The organism is Micropepsis pineolensis (genome assembly GCF_055392125.1).
The window spans coordinates 1,007,033-1,025,316 of record NZ_AP042408.1; the positions used below are offsets into that span (position 1 = coordinate 1,007,033).

8 protein-coding genes are annotated in these 18,284 nt (G+C 57.4%); 6 read left to right on the forward strand and 2 right to left on the reverse strand.

Annotated features, from left to right (window positions below; genetic code table 11):
* Positions 1 to 9 precede the first annotated feature (9 nt).
* The 3 genes from ACZ5RI_RS04535 (at position 10) to ACZ5RI_RS04545 (ending at position 3,667) form a co-directional block, all read left to right on the forward strand.
* Positions 10 to 1,218 carry a glycoside hydrolase family 27 protein gene (locus ACZ5RI_RS04535; RefSeq protein ID WP_464514920.1) on the forward strand — a complete coding sequence of 403 codons (1,209 nt, stop codon included), beginning with the start codon at positions 10 to 12 and terminating at the stop codon, positions 1,216 to 1,218.
* Positions 1,219 to 1,300: 82 nt separating this feature from the next.
* A complete protein-coding gene (locus tag ACZ5RI_RS04540) occupies positions 1,301 to 2,293 on the forward strand; it encodes a retroviral-like aspartic protease family protein (protein WP_464514921.1) in 993 nt (330 codons plus the stop codon).
* 384 nt (positions 2,294 to 2,677) lie between these two features.
* Positions 2,678 to 3,667 carry an aspartyl protease family protein gene (locus ACZ5RI_RS04545; protein WP_464514922.1) on the forward strand — a complete coding sequence of 330 codons (990 nt, stop codon included), beginning with the start codon at positions 2,678 to 2,680 and terminating at the stop codon, positions 3,665 to 3,667.
* Positions 3,668 to 3,754: 87 nt separating this feature from the next.
* Here ACZ5RI_RS04545 and ACZ5RI_RS04550 read toward each other — a convergent pair whose 3' ends face one another.
* Both ACZ5RI_RS04550 and ACZ5RI_RS04555 read right to left on the reverse strand, forming a co-directional pair.
* A complete protein-coding gene (locus ACZ5RI_RS04550) occupies positions 3,755 to 5,983 on the reverse strand; it encodes a WD40/YVTN/BNR-like repeat-containing protein (protein ID WP_464514923.1) in 2,229 nt (742 codons plus the stop codon).
* Positions 5,980 to 8,277, reverse strand: a complete 2,298-nt coding sequence (locus ACZ5RI_RS04555) for a WD40/YVTN/BNR-like repeat-containing protein (RefSeq protein ID WP_464514924.1) — start codon at positions 8,275 to 8,277, stop codon at positions 5,980 to 5,982. The genes ACZ5RI_RS04550 and ACZ5RI_RS04555 overlap by 4 nt, the downstream gene beginning before the upstream one ends.
* A gap of 295 nt (positions 8,278 to 8,572) precedes the next feature.
* On the opposite strand from ACZ5RI_RS04555, the gene ACZ5RI_RS04560 reads away from it, so the two are divergent.
* The 3 genes from ACZ5RI_RS04560 to ACZ5RI_RS04570 all read left to right on the forward strand — a co-directional run bounded on the left by ACZ5RI_RS04560 (position 8,573) and on the right by ACZ5RI_RS04570 (position 18,124).
* Positions 8,573 to 10,915, forward strand: a complete 2,343-nt coding sequence (locus ACZ5RI_RS04560; protein WP_464514925.1) for a glycoside hydrolase family 95 protein — start codon at positions 8,573 to 8,575, stop codon at positions 10,913 to 10,915.
* A gap of 523 nt (positions 10,916 to 11,438) precedes the next feature.
* On the forward strand, positions 11,439 to 14,453 hold the full coding sequence (locus tag ACZ5RI_RS04565; protein WP_464514926.1) for a TonB-dependent receptor: 3,015 nt from the start codon (positions 11,439 to 11,441) through the stop codon (positions 14,451 to 14,453).
* 551 nt (positions 14,454 to 15,004) lie between these two features.
* A complete protein-coding gene (locus ACZ5RI_RS04570) occupies positions 15,005 to 18,124 on the forward strand; it encodes a TonB-dependent receptor (protein ID WP_464514927.1) in 3,120 nt (1,039 codons plus the stop codon).
* Positions 18,125 to 18,284 lie beyond the last annotated feature (160 nt).

Here is an 18,284-nt window from a genome sequence, read left to right on the forward strand (position 1 = left end):
GGAGAAAAAATGAAACGGATCTTTGCAACCGTTCTGATGGTTCTGTGCGCACTGTCGCTGGCACCCAGCGCACTGGCGCGTGATACCGGCAAGGTGATGCTGGGTACGCCCAACGGTTTGGCGATGACGCCGCCGATGGGGTGGAACACCTGGAACAAATTCGCCTGTAACGTGAATGAAAAGCTTATTCGTCAGGCGGCGGATGCCATGGTGTCGTCCGGCATGCGCGATGCTGGCTATACCTATATCGTCATCGACGATTGCTGGCAGGGCGAACGCGACAAGCAGGGCTTCATCCACGCCGATGCAAGCCGTTTTCCCGCCGGTATTAAGGCGCTGGCCGAGTATGTCCATTCCAAGGGCTTAAAGTTCGGCATCTATTCCGACGCCGGTGAAAAGACCTGTGGCGGTCGTCCGGGCAGCCGGGGCCATGAATTCCAGGACGCCTATACCTATGCGTCATGGGATGTCGACTATCTCAAATATGACTGGTGCAGCACCGGCGAGAAGCAGGATGCCGAAACTTCTTACCTCACCATGAGCCAGGCTTTGCAGGCCACCGGTCGGCCGATTGTGTTCAGTCTATGCGAATGGGGCAACAACACCCCCTGGCTGTGGGCGAAGAATATCGGCAATCTGTGGCGCACCACTGGCGATATTTTCGACGCCTGGGAAGGCAAAAGCTCTAACGGCTTCAGCCTTGGCGTCACCACAATCCTGGACATGCAGGCGGAACTGTCGGGCTTTGCCGGCCCGGGCCACTGGAACGATCCCGATATGCTCGAGGTCGGCAATGGCGGCATGACGGATACGGAATATCGTGCGCATTTCAGCCTGTGGGCCATCATGGCGGCACCGCTGATCGCCGGTAACGATTTATCAAGCATGTCAAAAGAAACCAAAGCGATCCTGCTCAACAAGGAAGTCATTGCGGTTGATCAGGACAAGCTGGGCGTCGCCGCAAGTCGCGTTATCAAGCAGGGCGATCTGGAAGTCTGGGCCCGTCCGCTGAGCGGTGGCCGCCGGGCGGTGGCGTTGCTCAACCGGTCGAAAACCACACAGAAAATCTCGGTCGATTGGGAAAGCCTGCACTATCCGGCAGCGCTTAAAGCCGAGGTCCGTGATCTGTGGCAGCATAAATCGCTGGGCGCGGTAAGCGGCACATACGCGGCCGATGTGCCGTCGCATGGCGTGGTGATGGTAATTCTGACACCTTGAGATTGTGCGTGTACAAAACACAATTTTGACAGAATGGAGCGTATACTGACCGTAGCTTGATACCACAATACCGGAGGGCGCTATGCGTGCATGGCCTCAAGGAATGGGTTTATCGAGACGGCAGATTATCGGGGCTGGAGCTGCAACGGCAGCTCTGGCCCCTTTGCTTATCCCCAGCCCGGCTTTAGCGCAGGATCTGACGGCGGGCGATACTGCGGTGGCCGCCGGACAGGACCGCGATAGCCATATGACGATTGATGTCGCCATCAATGGCCGGGGGCCGTTCCAGTTTGTGGTCGATACCGGGGCGGATCGTTCGGTGCTGGCTGACACAACGGTGACGGCGCTTAATCTGCCCGCCGGGGCCCCGGTGATGGTGGAAGGCGTGGTGCGCACCGTGGCGGCCCCCAGCGCTATGGTTGGCGCGATCGCATTTGGTGATAAGGAAGTCGAAAACCTGCATCTGCCGGTGCTGCCGCGCGCCTGGCTCCGCGCCGACGGATTTATCGGCCTTGATATGCTGAAGAGCGCGCTGGTGACCTTTGACTTTCGCCGCGAACAGCTGCGGGTCGAACATTCGCGCAGCGGCTGGCTGCTTGGCACCATGTCGCCCTTTGAAGATGCAATTGCGGCTGGTGGCAGCGGCGGGCATCTGCGTGTGCTCAATTGCCGGGTGGATGGCATTATGACGGCGGTCTTTATCGATACCGGTGCCGAGGTTTCGGTCGGCAACGAAGCCTTGTTTGTGGCGCTGAAATCGCAAAATTCGGATTATCGCCAGTCCATCGAGGGGGTGCGGCTCGCCGGGGTGACCGGTGGCGAGTTAATCGGGCAGGTTGCGGATTTTCACAAAATCAAAATTCGCGATGTCTCTTTTACCAACGGCACCATTGCTTTTGTTGATCTGCAGATCTTTACGTTGTGGAATCTGGCGGATCGTCCGGCGCTGCTGGTCGGAATGAATTTCCTGCGCCAGTTTTCACGTGTATCGATCGATTTTGGCCGTAAGGCGTTTTTATTCGAGGTGGCGTCCCTGGCGCCACTGGTGGCTGCGCGGGAGCGTTCGATCGGCTAGATGGCCCGCATAACCTAGAACGTAAACAGTATATGTGCATTATAATCTGTATACGTTCTTTATTGTTATGGTGCCGGTAAGCTTAATAAAACGTACACAATTTCCGGTAGGTGTTTGAATCGTTTGCCGCGATATGGCGGCGAAAACGCCTTGTCGTCTTCGATTTTAAAACACATTTGCAACACATACGATACGTACACTGATAAACATGGAAACCGGTAGTATGGCTTCCATCACGCCACGGCGCCGGGCCTTAAGGCTACCGCAAATCGCCGGGCATAAGACAGGCCCAGCAGAGGCCATCAGGAAACTTTCAGGACAGTGGTCAGAGTTTTGGCCCCTTTTTAAGCGTGCCGTCGTGTTTGGGCGGCTGGAAAGTTGAAGATGCGTACCTTGTTTTCCCCAGTGTCCAAATTAACCGCGCCCCAGTTTTCTGCGTCATTGTCCCGTCGGAATATGTTGCGTGGTGCCGGTGCGTCTCTGGCGGGTCTTGTTGGTGGCGCCAGCCTTCTTTCCGCCGCCGCAACCAGTCCGGTCCGCGCGGCGCGTCCCGGCAGTGTTGCGGTTTCCGCCGGTCAGGATGGTGATCGCCATATGACGATTGATGTAAAGGTCAATGGCAAGGGGCCGTTCCGCTTTGTCGTCGATACCGGTGCGGTGCGCTCTGTTCTGTCGGAAAGTGTTGCCCGCGGGCTGGATCTGCCGACTCAAAGCGTGGTCAAGGTTGCCGGTGTTGCAGGCGTCTATCTGACCCGTACGGTTGTCGTGCACGAAATTGCTTTTGGCACCGTGAAGCAGAACGATCTTGAAGTGCCGGTGCTGCCTGACGATCAACTGGACGCCGATGGCTATCTCGGGTTGGATGTGATCGACCGCTATCATGTCACCTTTGATTTCAAGCGCAGTGAATTGCGGGTTGCGCAGCCGCGCCCGCTGGCCAATATCGTTTCGCCGAACGCCGCAACGGTGGCGACCAAAGGCCTTTATGGTGGTTTGCGTGTCAGCAACTGTCTGGTCGATACTGTCGACACCACATTATTCATTGATACCGGGGCGGGTGTGACGGTCGGTAATCGGGCTTTAATGACAGCGCTGTCTGAAACCAAGAGCGATTTTCGCGCCTGGAACCGGCCCGGATACATCGATGACGTTGCCGGCGGGACCCAGTCCGGTAAGAAGGTCTATTTCGGTAAGATGCAGGTTGGTGATGTGACCTTCTCCGGTGGCACCTTACTGATCGCCGATCTGAACGCCTTCAAGCATTGGGGGTTGATTGATCGTCCGGCCTTGCTGTTGGGCATGAATTTCCTGCGCCAGTTCGATGCGGTTTCGATTGATTATGTCGGCGATCAGTTCCGCTTCGAAGTCGGCTGAGATAACGAAAGCCAAAACCAGGATACGAAAAAGGGCCACCCGGATAACCGGATGGCCCTTTTGCTTTACGAAATCACCTGCGCGGGATCAGCGCGGCTCACCATAGATGATGCCGCGGCCATCAATGCCGACATATACCCGTCCGTAGACGTTTTTGTCGGCAGCGATGGTGCGGAACATGCGGCAATATTCATGTTCGGCATCGTTCAGCCGGGTCCAGCTTTTGCCCTGATCCAGCGACTGCCAGATGGCAAACTCGTCTCCCTTGCGGCCCAGTGCATACAGCGTCCAGCCGGTTTTGCCCGGTGCCGCCTTGCCAAAATCGAAGGTGAACAGATTGAGGTCATTGTCGACGCGGCTAAACGTGGCGCCGGTATCGGTCGAATGGAACAGCCGCCCCTGCGCGATGAACCACAGATCGCCTGCCTTGTCCGGTGTGGCGATCAGCGGGGCCGGGGCTTCGCGGTTCAGCGGTTTTGCCAGACGGATATCCGATGGCAATCCTTTTGCCTCAAGCGGGGTAAAGCTGGCCGCGCCGTCATGGCTGATGAAGAACGCCCCGGCGACATAATCGGCGCCATAGAAGGTTTTGGCATCGGCCTTATCGGCTACGACCTGTGCGCCCTTAGGCAGGCCGGTGATCTTCAGCCAGCTTTTGCCATGGTCGGCGGTGACCACCGGCTCCGGCGTCATCACCACAAAGCGGCTGCCATCGGCGGAAACCACGATATGGGCGTCGATATATGCGTCGCCGTCGTTATAGCCGAGTTGCTCCGGGGTCTTTTCGGTGTAGCCCTGCGGCAGCGGGGCATATAGCGGCTGCCAGGTTTTACCGAAATCGGTGGAATAGCTCAGCGTTGCGGTCCGCACGGCGGCGTGCGGCTCATGCGTGCCCGACCGCACGATGACATTGGGGGCAAGCCCAGCGTAATCATAATTGTTGGTGTTGGTGAACAGCGGGTTCACCTGCATGTGGTACGACGTGTTGAGGTCGAAATGGGTGTAGCCCCCGATATCGCCAAAGCCGCTGAGCAGATGCGCCCCCTTGGGCGGGCTGATCAGATTGAGCACAGCGGTTTGTTCGATACCATCAACCCACGGCTTCCAGTGCAGCGTCTGCTTCTTGTCGGCTTTGGTCGGCTCGTCGGTGGTATAGATCGTCGCCCCGGTGGTGTAGGCCAGATGGTTGGCATTGAACGGATCAATCGCCACCCCGGTGATCCACCAGCCAAACTTGGCATCCTTGTGGCCCCATTTCAGCCACGGGGCGCTGCTGACATCGCGCAGCGAAATATCGCGTAAATCGGTCCAGTGCTTGCCACCATCGCGGCTGCGGTAAATGGAGTCGCCATCGATCTCGTCACGGTCGAGTGTGGCGACCACCACGGTGCCGGGATGCTGGCGATCAACATCAAGGCCCATATAGGCCCCCTTCTTCGGCGGTGTAATGTCGGCCCATGCAGCGGTTTTGGTATTGAAGCTGTAGACCGCGCCCTTGGACGCGCCATAAGGCCCCTTGGCGTCGGCATAGGTGATGTAGAGCACGCCGCCGATCAGTTTGGCCTGACCGGGCAGCAGGCTGGCGTCGGGTTCGCCCGGCACCACGGTCCAGCTTTTGCCGCCATCGTGGCTGCGATAGAGGTGGTGGGCGGCAGGATCGGCCACACCGGCATAAAGGGTTTGTGACGGCTGGCCCTTTTTGCCAGCCGGATCAATAATCACAAAGCTAACGCCGCCATGGCTGCGCCAGTCTGCCGGGGCACCAAGGCCCTTGTGCGGGAAGCTGGTCACTTGCGACCAGTGAGCGCCCTTGTCGGTGCTGATCTGCAAGCCGTCATGGCGCGAACCGAAATAGAGGATGTTCGGTGCGTTGGGATCAATGGCAAGGCGTTCGCCCAGATCGCGGCCTTCTTCATTGCCGCCCATGCGGAACGAGACCGGGAATATCTGCCAGTGATTGCCGTGATCGGTCGAGCGGAAGATGGCGGCGGGCCGGTTGGCATAGGTGCCAATGGCGGCATAGACCAGACCGGGCGTTACCGGGTCAACCGCAACGCTTTCGATACCCTGATAATTGGTCTCGGCCTGATTATCTTCCAGCGGCAGCCATGTCTTGTGGGCGGCATCCCAGCGATAGATTCCGCCCATGTCGGTGCGGGCATAGGCGACGCCCTTTTCAAGCGGGCTGTAGATGATGTTGGGGATGTAGCCGCCGCCGCCAATCTTGACGTTGCGCCAGACATAATCGGCGGCCGGTGCTGCGGCAATGGTTGCCACAGCGGCCACGGCAAAGGCCAGTTTCTTCAGGGGTGTCATTTCACCGGTTCTCCGTAAATAATGCCGCGTCCATCGGTGCCGACATAGACGCGCCCGAAGATGCGTTTGTCGGCGGCAATGGCGCGGAAGGTGCGGGCATATTCATGCTGGCTGTCATTGACACGCAGCCAGCTTTTACCTTCGTCATCCGAACGCCAGATCGCAAAGGTGTCGTCGATGGTGCCCAGCGCAAACAGGGCAGGGTGTTTTTTGCCGGCGGGGGCCTTGCCAAAGGTGAAGGCCTTTACTTTCATCGCCGCGGGCAGGGCGACAAAATGTTTGCCGCCATCGTGGGAATGAAACAGCCGGCCTTCGCTTAAAAACCACAGATCGCCACGGGCACCCGGTGCGGCGACCAGTGGCCATGGGGTTTCGCGTGGCGGGGTTTCATCGGGCAGAAGTTTCCGGGCACCGGGTTCATCCGAACGGATGTCTTTGGGCAGGCCAATGGTCGTCTGTGGACGGAAGGATTTGCCTTCATCCGTGCTGATCAGAATGCGGCCACCTGCAAAATCGACGGCATAGAAGGTTTTGGCATCAGCGCGGTCGGCCACCGGATGACCGGTTAGGGCAATGCCGGATATCTTATCCCAGCTTACGCCACGGTCACAGGTACGCACCGGCCCCCGGGTCATGACGATGAAGCATTTGCCTTCCGCCGAAACCGCAATCGATGCGTCGATATAATCGTCACCGAAATTATAGCCGATTTCCTTCGGCGGCTGATAGCCGTCGGGATAGGGGGCGTACAGCGGCTGCCAGCTGTGGCCACCATCTTCAGAATAGGCCAGTGATGTCGGTTTCTTCAGCGATGCGTCCCAGTGATAGGTGCCGGAACGCACAATAACGTTGGGGGCCTTTTCGGCATAGTCGATGACATTGACGTTGGTGAAGATCGGATGTTCCTGCAATGTCGGAGAAACCGACAGATCCCCATGGGTGAAGCCGCCGATGTCGCCCAGTCCGCTGATCAGGTGCGGGCCTGCCGCGGGGCTGGCCAGTGAAATCACCGCCGTCTGTTCCACACCATTGACCCATGGCCGCCACGTCATCGCGGGGCTACCCAGATCCGTGGTGGTGTAGATGGTGGCTCCCGTGGTGTAGGTGATGTGATCGGGGGCAAACGGATCAATCGCAAGGCCCGTCAGCCACCAGCCAAAATTGGCTTCCGGTCCGCCCCATTTCAAAAACGGTGTTTCGGTCACGTCACGCTTGGAAATATCTTTCAGCGCGGTCCAGTGCGCGCCCCCATCACGGCTGTACCAGACATCGTCGCCGCCTTTGCGATAGAGCGAGGAGACCGCCACGGTACCCTTGACCACGGAAAGCCCGGCGAAGGCCGGGTTGTTGATTTTGTCCGGGGTAATGTCCGTCCACGTATTGTTTCGGGTGTCGAGCCGCCACACCGCGCCGCGTGATACATTGTAGGGCCCCATGCCATCGGCATAGGTCAGGGTCAGTACGCCATTTTCGTCGAGAGCTGCCTGTTGCGGGTTCAGATCCGCCGCCGGGCCGCCATCCACCGCCGCCCAGCTTTTGCCGCCATCATGGCTGACATACAGATGATGCGGGCCGGGATCGGCATTGCCGACATAGATGGTCTGTGAACCGGCACCGTCCTTGCCGCTTTTGGGATCAAACAGCACAAAGCTTAAACCGCCATGGGGCCGCGCATCGGCGGGCGGTGTGCCAAGCCCTTTGAGCGGGAAGCTTTCCACCTTGTGCCAGGACGCGCCTTTGTCGGTGCTGATCTGTAAGCCGTCATAACGCGAGCCGAAATAGAGCGTCGAGGTGTTGTTGGGATCGATGGCAAGGCGCTCACCCATGCCGCGGCCTTCTTCATTGCCGCCCATGCGGAACGGCACGCGGGTGATCTGCCAGCTTTTGCCCAGATCGTGGCTGCGGATGATTGCCGCGGGCAGACGGCGATAGGTGCCGACGGCGGCATAGAGCGTGTTGGCATCCTTCGGATCGAGCGCAACGCTTTCAACGCCGCGAAGATTCCATTCCGGATCGCCATCCTGCAGGCCGATCCAGCTTTGCGCCGCCGCATCCCAGCGATAGACCCCACCCATATCCGAGCGCAGAAAGGCAAGGCCCTGCTGCACCGGGCTGTACAGGATGGCGGGGACATAGCCACCGCCGCCGATTTTGACATTGTGCCAGACATACTGTGCCTGCGCCGCGGAAGGGGTGGTAGCGGTTGCCGCAGCAAAGCCGGGGTTTGGCATCAGGGCGGCAAGCCCTAAGCTGCAGATCAGTGCGGCGCCACTCTTGAGGGCGGAAATTTTCATGGCGTAAGCCTCCGTCAGTACCAAAGTCTACGCTGGCAGAACGGGGGCGACGCATCCGCCGCCCCCGGCAAAGGCCGTAAGGGGGACTTGCGCATTTCCTCTCCGCTTTTATTGCTTTGGTGTTAGCGTTATCATTGATCATATAAGTCGCCTTACGATTAGACAAATCCCACACGCAAAAATGATGGAACGCACAAAAATGGAACGCGCAGGTCAGCAAAAGCGGCAAAACCAGCAAAAAAGCCGCTGGCTTGGTTTATCGGCGATGCTTTGCTGTGCCGCTTTGGGGGCCGCGATGGTCCCGGCCCGGGGCGCCGATGCTAGCCTATGGTATTCGGCCCCCGCCACCGATTGGGAGCAGCAGGGGCTGCCCATCGGTAATGGCGCGATGGGCGCGGTGATAACCGGCCAGGTTGCAACCGATGAAATTCAATTCAATGAAAAGACACTGTGGACCGGCGGCCCCGGTGCGGTGGGTGGCTATAATGGCAGCCTGCCAGATAAGCCCGCGACCAAGGCGCTGGCCGATGTGCGCGCGCTATTGGCCAAAGACCCCAAGCTGGCCCCTGAAGTCGCCGCCAAGATGCTGGGGCAGGATGAAAAAAGCCCGGGCGATTATCAGAATTTCGGCAGCCTGATGCTGCACTTTGGCGGGCCTGCGGCGGTGACCGGCTACCGGCGCAGTCTGGATATTGGTAAGGCGATCGCGCGGGTGGAATACACTGCGGACGGGGTACACTACCGGCGGAGCTATTTTGCCTCCTATCCCGATGGCGTCATCGTCATCAAACTGGAAGCCGATAAGCCGGGGCAGATTTCGTTCAAAGCGGATTTTGCCATTCCCGATAATCGCAGCGTGAAGGCTGTGGCCCATGGCGGGCGTCTCACCGTGGCGGGGGCGCTCAAAGATAACGGCCTGAAATATGAAGCCGCGGCGCAGGTGCTCAATCAGGGTGGCCAGCGCCACGATGATGGGGCTGCGGTGACGGTCAGCGGCGCCAATGCGGTGATCGTGATCCTTAAGGCCGGGACAAATTACGCCGTGCAGTATCCGGATTATCGTGGGGCCGATCCCCATGCCGGGCTGACGGCCGCGCTCGATCAGGCGGCGGCCCAAAGCTATGACGCATTACTGGCCCGCCATGAAAAAGACTATGGCGCGCTGTTTGACCGGATGCATCTGGACATCGGGCAGGCGATGCCCGATGTGCCGACCGACAAGGCGCTGGCCGATTACAAACAGAACAACAATGGTGCCGAAGCCCGCGCTGTTGAAGCGCTGTTTTTCCAATATGGCCGCTATCTGCTGATCGCCTCGTCGCGGGCCGGGTCGCTGCCGGCCAATCTGCAGGGCGTCTGGAACCATTCGAACACGCCGCCGTGGAGCGACGACTATCACGTCAATATCAATATTCAGATGAACTACTGGCCCGCCGATCAGGCCAATCTGGCCGAGACGGCGGCGCCGTTCTACGATTTCGTTGACAGTTTGGTGGTGCCGGGCCGGGTGGCGGCCGAACGCGTGATGGGCACCAAAGGCTGGACGTTATTTCTGAAGACCAACATCTGGGGCCAGACCGGGCTGATTTCGTGGCCGACGGCGTTCTGGCAGCCCGAAGCCGGGGCCTGGCTGGCGTCGCAATATTACGACCATTACCGCTACAGCAAGGACGAGGCCTTCCTGAAGACCCGCGCCTATCCGGTGATGAAGGAAGCCGCCGAGCTGTGGCTGGAGGCACTGATCCCGGACCCGCGCGATGGTTCGCTGGTGGTCTCACCGAGCTATTCGCCGGAACATGGTCCCTTCTCCAACGGGGCGGCGATGGCGCAGCAGGTGGTCTATGGCCTGTTCACCGATGTGGCCGAAGCGGCCGCCATTGTCGGGGATAAGGATTTCCGCGCCAAAATTCTGGCGGCGCAGGCTGCGCTCGATCCGGGCTTAAAAGTTGGCTCCTGGGGGCAGTTGCAGGAATGGAAAGAAGACTGGGATGATGCCAAGGATGACCACCGTCATACCTCGCACCTATATGCCCTGCATCCCGGCCATCAGATTTCCCCTGCGGCGACACCGGATTTCGCCGCCGCGGCCCGCGTGACCCTGAAGGCCCGCGGCGACAGCCTGACCAGCCATGGCGAAGGTGGCACCGGCTGGAGCAAGGCGTGGAAGGTCAATTTCTGGGCCCGGCTGGGTGATGGCGATCACGCCTATTCTATCTACAGCAGGCTGGTGCGGGAGAACGCCATGGCGAATCTGTGGGACGCCTATGTGACGCCGCCGTTCCAGATCGACGGCAATTTCGGCGCCACCGCCGGGGTGTGCGAAATGCTGGTACAGAGCCAGACGGACGAGATTGCCTTGCTACCCGCCTTACCGGCGGCGTGGCGGGATGGTTCGGTTCAGGGCATTCGGGCCCGTGGCGATGTCACCATCGATCTGAGCTGGAAGAATGGCAAGGCGGTATCGGCGACGTTGCTGGCGGGTAAAGGGGGCGTTCTGCGGTTACGCAGCAGCCTGTTTACCGGGGCATTCAAGCTGATTGACCGTGCCAGCGGGCGTGCGGTGACCGCTTCAGGACGTGGTCCGTTGCGCGTTATTACGGTTGAGGCCGGCCATCAGTATCAGTTAACGGCAGTCTGACACCACCATTTAGTGTGCTGTAACGCTATTCTAGTCTGTTAAAATGACGCGGCGGAGCAATCTGCCGCGTCATTTACTTTGTTATTCATGTAAATTGACGTGTTTCAAGGTGAAGTTCTATAATAAGTGGTGATTTTTTGACGGTAAATAAGCCGTGTGGCAAATATGTATCTTTATTCCGGCATTTTCACGCAAACGTCATCCAATACTGGATTCCCACTCTCACACCATGATAACGCTAACATCATAAAGCAGGCGGACCTAAGCACGACTTGTGAGGAGTTAATCTTAGGTTGAATCTCGTCTGTATTTGGGAGTTGATACGCTTATCTTCGTGAGCACTGGTTGCTATTCTTGCCAAACGGCCAAATTGCGCCATTGGCATCGTTAATATCACCAGCAGGGCAAGCGACCACCTCCCAGATTGTAAGTGGCAACACACGTTGGGCGCGCGCATCACGCAAATGCCTGTGCGCTCCCAACCGTCGATGTCCGGTGTCGTACCGACAGTGGGAGGAACTGAATGCGTAAATCTCAGATTTTATTGGGCGGAGTCTCTGTTCTGGTGCTGGTCGGGGCGGCAACGTTGCCGTCTTTCGCTCAGGAACAGATGGAAACGGTCGTCGTGACCGGCCGCCGCGCGGCGATGAAGACCGCCGTCGACATCAAGCAGAATTCCGACCAGATCGTGGATTCCGTGGTGGCTGACGATGTCGGCAAGCTGCCGGATGCCAGCGTGACCGAAGTGCTGCAGCGCATTGCGGGCGTGTCGATCACCCATTTTGGTGCCACCGGCGATCCGGATCATTATTCGGTCGAAGGTTCGGGCGTGGCCATTCGTGGTATGACCCAGGTCAGCTCGACCCTGAACGGTCGTGAATCGTTCAGCGCCAATGGCGGCCGTTCGCTGCTGTGGGAAGACGTTCCGCCGGAACTGATGTCGGCTGTGAACATCTATAAGAGCTCGACAGCAGATCAGCTCGAAGGCGGCGTTGGCGGTTCGGTCGATTTGCGCACCCATATGCCGTTCGATTTCGACGGCTTTACCGTTCGTGCCACGGCTGGCGGCAGCTATGGCGATTTCATCAAGCAGGCCCATCCCAGTGGCTCGCTGCTGATCAGCGATCGCTGGAACACGGGCATCGGTGAAATCGGTCTGTTGGTCGATATGGCCTATTCCGATATCGCCAACCGTGACGACACCATGCAGGTTGAGCCCTATTACCCGCATGTTGGCGTTTACAATTCCGGCGAATGGACGAAAAATTCGGATACGGTCTACATTCCGGGCGGTTTCGACTACCGTACCCAGGACATCCGTCGCAAGCGTGCTGGCTTCTATGAAGCCCTGCAGTGGAAGCCGATGGAAAGTCTGTCGGTCTATCAGACGGCCTTCGTCTCCTACTACAACAGCAAGAGCACGGCTGACGCCTTCATGGATACGGCCGGTGCTGGCATGACGCTGGGTTTTTCCACGTCGGACTACAGCATTGCTAACTACACGCTCGATAAGAATAACAGCCTGCTGAAGACCGATAGCTTGGTTGATTCCTATTATCAGTATTACACCCCGCACGGGCTGACCTGCACGACGGAGAGCGGCACGGTTTCGACGTCGGGCGGCGACTGCTCGCTTGGTACGGTGGATGCCGAGGCCAGCAGCACCAATAACCGCACCACCGATCTGACCGGCGGCTTCAACTGGACCCCGACCGATAGCTGGCGTGTTTCCGGCGCCTATCAGTATGTGCATTCCACCTCGGGCACTGACGGTCTGGCGGTGTATGGCTCGACCATGTTGTCGGCCGTCAGCATGGATCTGACGGAAGCCTATCCAGTAATTACGGTGCCGAATTCTTCATCGCTGACCAATTCTTCCTACTACAACTGGGCAGCGACGATGGACAATCACAACCGTAACAGCGGTACGTCGGTTGCGGCCAATTTCGATGCTGAATACAGCCCGGAAGGCTGGGGTATTCTGAAGTCGATCAAATTCGGTATGCGGGCTTCTTCGCGTAAGGAAAATGACCGCTCGACCGGATACACCTACACGTCGCTCAGCCCGTGGTATGCTGACTACACCACCTCTGGCAGCAGCATGCATTATTTCAGCGAAGATTCGAGCGATACGCAGCTGGTCTCCTTCAAGAACTATTTCCGTGGCAAGGCTTCGCTGCCGGGTGCCGCCCTGTTCCCGAATATGAGCAAGGTAAAAGAGCTCAATGTCGCTTATTGGCATGAGAAATATGGCTATACCAATAACGACACGACGGGTAACGAACAGTATGATCCGCGCGATTTAAACCAAGGGATCAGTCAGTCCGTGTCGGGCTATGTTATGGCCAAATTTGCGTCTTCGGATGGTTTCTTCGGCATGCCGTTTGACGGCAACGCCGGCGTGCGCGTTGTCTATAACCATAACTTCAGTTCGGGGTATATCAAGCAGAGCGAAAGCAGTGATCTGGCCTGGTCTGCTTCCGACTATGCCAGTGGCAACACTTTCGATATCCCGGATGCCTACACCTATCGTGAAGGTGGCCGCGATACCATGACGGCGCTGCCGTCGTTTAACTTCGACGTAATGCCGACGGATCGTGTTCATGCCCGTCTGGCCCTGTCTGAAACCATGGGGAACATGGCGTTCAGCTACATGCAGGCTGGTGGTTCGATGTCGGTCAACTCGACCGATAACGTGATCAAGGGCTTTACGGCCTCGACCGGTACGCCGGATCTGAAGCCGCAGTTGTCGCGCAACCTTGACCTGTCGCTGGAATGGTATGGCGATAACGGCGATGCGGCGCACATTTCCGGTTTCTGGAAAAGCATCAAGAACTACATCACCTATGGCGTTACAACCGAAGAAATGACGTTTGATCTGGGCACCAATGGCGAACAGACCAAAAATGCCACGGTGACCAACTACATCAACTCGGACAAGGAAACCGTGATCCGCGGTTTTGAAGCCGGCTTCACCAAGTTTGCCGACTTCCTGCCGGCGCCGTTTGATGGTTTGGGCATTGATGCCAACTTCACCTACATCGACAGTCGCTCGCCGGGCGATGCGTCCTATGACATGAACGGTAACCTGATTACCGGTCTGCCGGTGGATATGCTGTCGCGCTATAACTACAATGTCACCGGCATGTACGAGAAGGGTCCGTTCTCGGTCCGGCTCGCCTGGACGTGGCGTAGCAAGTACCTCTTGACCCCGACCGCCAATGGTACCAATGGCACCTATAGCGCGTCGGATACCGGTACGACCTGCAATGAGAATGATTCGGCTGTCGGTGGCACCGGTCTGAACTCGACCGATGGCACCTGTGCCTTCAACCTGCCTGTGTTCAGTGATTCCTTCGGTCAGCTGGATGCCGGGTTCCAGTACAAGATCGACGACAACTTCTCGCTGTCGCTCAGCGGTCAGAACCTGCTCAATGCCGTGACCAAGACCCTGATGGGGTATGGCGCACAGCAACATAACCGCAGCTGGTTCATCGCCGATCGCCGGATTAACTTCTCTGTATCCTACGTCTACTAAGTCAATCCTGCCTTACATGTGAAAACTCCCGGTCATGCGACCGGGAGTTTTTTTTATGGCTTTCGCGCTGGGGTTTTGTCCATCCGCATCGTTTTCTGTTGTAAATCAAACGGATACACGTATTTATAAATTTATCTGATATTTAAACTCATATTCGAATTGTGTCGCTCTGTTCACCGGACTGTGACAATTATGAGGCAGAACCCGCAATTTTACGCCCGTCTGGCGGGTGTATCTGGATTGGGAAGCGCTGTCCGTGTTATCGCTATCACGAGAACGCGGGGCTACGTCGCGCTATCCGAGTTGGGGTGGCTGGCGTTGAAAAATCATCCGTGTTTATGGGGAGTTGAAGCGCATTGGCTTCGTGAGCACTAGCAGGGTGGTTGCCTGCCGACAGCGCATCCGCGCTTTTTGGTAAGGGCTGTCTCTGCCTGTGAAGTCCAAACGGTTTAACGCCTCTTTGTGATGGCGTGCAGTGGCAGGCTCAGCTTATCGTTGCACGCATTGCGGGTATTGGTCAGTGAAACAGTTCTGGGAGGGACTTGATACTCATGACAAAGAAACACCTATTGCTTGGCAGTGTCTCGGCCTTGGCCGTCACACTGCTGGCCGTGCCGATGGTGGCGCAAGATCAGCTGGAAACGGTGGTTGTCACCGGCATCCGTGCCAGCTTGCAGTCGGCGCAGGCGATTAAACAAAATTCTGACCAGGTGGTCGATTCGATCACCTCGGTCGATATCGGCGCTCTGCCGGACCGCAACGTTGCAGAAGCCCTGCAGCGCGTGCCGGGTGTAACGCTGCAGCGTACGGACTCGGCCAATGATCCGACCCGTTATGGCAGCACCGGCAGCTCGGTGTTCGTACGCGGTCTGTCCTGGGTGCAGTCGCTGATGAACGGTCGTGATGAATTCTCTGCCGTTGACGGACGTACCTTAAGCTTTGCTGACGTCTCCGCCGACCTGCTGTCCGGCGTCGACGTCTATAAGAACCCGACCGCCAAGATGATTGAAGGCGGCGTCGGCGGTGTGGTTGACCTTAAGACCCGTAAGCCGTTCGATCAGAGCGGGCGCGTCATGGCGTTGTCCGGCGACTACACCTATGGCGATCTGTCCGACCGCGCTTTGCCGTCCTTTAACGCCTTGTACAGTGATCGCTGGACCACCAGCATCGGCGAAATCGGTTTCCTGGCGTCGGTTGACTGGCAGGACCAGATTACCCGTACCGAAGGTATCAATATCAACCCGTATGACTGCTGGGATGTGAACAGTTCCAGCTCGACCTACGGTCACCATTACGATGCCAATGACAGCGGTTATTCCAGCTGTATGGATCAGGATGCTGGTTCCAGCGGTCGCCTGATGGGGCCGGATGGCTGGGCCTGGCGTCAGATGGAATTCAAGCAGCAGCGTCTGGCTGCCAATGTCGTGTTGCAGTACCGCCCCAATGAACATTGGGAATTCACTTTAAGCGGCCTCAACACCTATGCGCACCAGACTGACGTCGAACATTATGTGTATTTGGTTACGACCAGCAGCACGTCGAGCCTTGGCACATTCAATGGTTCCGGTTCGACCTTTGATTCCAAGGGCAACTGGACTGGTGGCGAAGCTTCACTGTCGTCGATTGATACACGCGCTGGCACCGGTCATAACCGCAATACCGACGTCAATTTTAACGCCAAATGGAACCCGAACGACAATTGGGAAGTCACGGCAGATGTGCAGTTTGTCGAAGCAAGCTCGCCTTACCGCAATGTGACGATGTATACGGCGTTGACCTCTGGTCTGGTGATGGATCTGGATCTGTCCAAGGGCGATCCCAAGATCAGCTATACTAACGACGGTTCGACCTCCACCGCGTCCAACTATCAGTGGAACGCCGCGATGGATCACATGCGTTACAATGTGGCCCATGCCGGTACCGCCCGCTTGGACGTGACGCATACCTTCTCGGATAACGGTCTGTTCGGCTATATCAAGAGCGTTGATTTTGGTATCCGTGGCAGCAAGAAGCTCGCGGTTTCCCGTGAGACCGGCTACAACTGGGGTGCGTTGTGCCCGAAGAGTTGGGGTGGCAACTATGCAAACTGCCCGACGCTCGATGGTACGGTTTCCGGCTCTTACTCTGCGGCTGACGGCAGTACGGTATCGTCCGGCAGTTCGGCGGTTTCGACCATCAACAGCTATGCGGAACTCTACAGCTACCAGAAAATCTTCGGCAATAGCCTGCCAAGCCTGTGGGTGCCAAGTGCGTCTCTGGCTGCAATGAGTACAGTCACGTCCTCTGCGTTACTGTCGTCGATTGAACCGTCTGCGGCTGGCAGCTATCAAAACTGGGCCCGTTGGATCAGCTATGCCGCTGAAGCGGGTTGTACCGGCAACGATATGACCTGTCTGGCGCTGTACGAAAACACAGACGGCAATAACAGCACCAGCAACCGTATCAGCGCGCAGAAACAGGATGTCTACGCGACCTATATGCAGGTCAACTACGCGCATGACAATTTCTTCGGCCTTGATCTTCCGATCGATGGTAATGTGGGCTTGCGCATCGTTCGCACGGAAAACAATGTCAGTAACGGTAAGTTGGTCATGCCGACGCTGAATGCCGACAGCTGCACGGTTGGTACCGACGTCGGGACCACAACAACCCCCGCCGTTATCACCAGCTGCACGCAATTCGAGGCAGCGGTTGCCTATCTGGGTGGTACGTCGCAGGCCGGTGCCACCATCGACCGGCCGGCGGTAACGAACGGTTATACCAATTACCTGCCAAGCTTTAACTTCCGCGCCCATATCAGTGATGAACTGCAGGCCCGTCTGGCCTATTCGCAGACCATTGTCCGCCCGGATTTTGCCTACACCCGCAACAATGCCTCGCTCTCGTTTAACTGGGGTGATTCCGGCACGACGCAGGCCTATTCGTTCAAGTCCGATCCATCGGGCAGCGGCGGCAACCCGAGCCTGAAGCCGATGAAGGCGTCTAACTACGACGCCAGTGTGGAATGGTATTTTTCGGCCTCGGGCAATGTGACGATGTCACTGTTCTACAAGGACCTGAAAGACTATATCTATTCCTCGACCACCTCGACCGCCATCACCAACCCCTATTCGGGCGAAACGATGGACTTCAACTATACGACCTATGTCAACGGGTCGCATGGTAAGGTGCAGGGCTTCGAAGTTTCCTACCAGCAGTTCTACGATATGCTGCCGGGTGCCTTCAGCGGGCTTGGTTTCCAGGCCAACTACACCAAGATCTACAATTCAGGCGGTCATAACGGTGCGGTCGATGTGACCAATTCCACGGCAATAAGTAATTCTAATAACAGAGATCTGCCGCTGGAAGGCATGTCGGAAGACAGCTACAATCTGGCTCTGCTCTATGCCAAGTATGACATTGATTTCCGTCTGGCCTACAACTGGCGTTCGTCGTTCCTGCTCTCCAGCTCGGGTGCAAACGTCAATCAGCCGGTCTGGCAGGAATCCTATGGTCAGCTCGACAGCTCGATCTTCTATAACTTCCTCGAGCATTATAAGATCGGTCTGCAGGTCACCAACCTGATGGCGACGTCGGTCTACACCGATACCGGCTATGCGGATTATCATCCGCGGTCGAACTACATTGATGTTGATCGCAAGTTCTCGATCGTGCTGCGTGCCAACTGGTAAGTTCCTGGCACTGAAATCCTGAAGCAACGTATGATCCCCCCGGCTAATGGTCGGGGGGATTTTTTATGGCCGCCTCGTCGCCGTTATGTGATCGGGGCGTGTGGCTGAACCGCTTGCAAAAAAAGCATTTTCAGACCATTTTATATGCTAAATGATAGCG

Excerpts from the sequence above, each read along its gene's own strand:
- ACZ5RI_RS04535 (WP_464514920.1), top strand. The coding sequence starts at position 10 with ATGAAACGGATCTTTGCAACCGTTCTGATGGTTCTGTGCGCACTGTCG.
- ACZ5RI_RS04540 (WP_464514921.1), top strand. The coding sequence starts at position 1,301 with ATGCGTGCATGGCCTCAAGGAATGGGTTTATCGAGACGGCAGATTATC.
- ACZ5RI_RS04545 (WP_464514922.1), top strand. The coding sequence starts at position 2,678 with ATGCGTACCTTGTTTTCCCCAGTGTCCAAATTAACCGCGCCCCAGTTT.
- ACZ5RI_RS04550 (WP_464514923.1), bottom strand. The coding sequence starts at position 5,983 with ATGACACCCCTGAAGAAACTGGCCTTTGCCGTGGCCGCTGTGGCAACC.
- ACZ5RI_RS04555 (WP_464514924.1), bottom strand. The coding sequence starts at position 8,277 with ATGAAAATTTCCGCCCTCAAGAGTGGCGCCGCACTGATCTGCAGCTTA.
- ACZ5RI_RS04560 (WP_464514925.1), top strand. The coding sequence starts at position 8,573 with ATGGTCCCGGCCCGGGGCGCCGATGCTAGCCTATGGTATTCGGCCCCC.
- ACZ5RI_RS04565 (WP_464514926.1), top strand. The coding sequence starts at position 11,439 with ATGCGTAAATCTCAGATTTTATTGGGCGGAGTCTCTGTTCTGGTGCTG.
- ACZ5RI_RS04570 (WP_464514927.1), top strand. The coding sequence starts at position 15,005 with ATGACAAAGAAACACCTATTGCTTGGCAGTGTCTCGGCCTTGGCCGTC.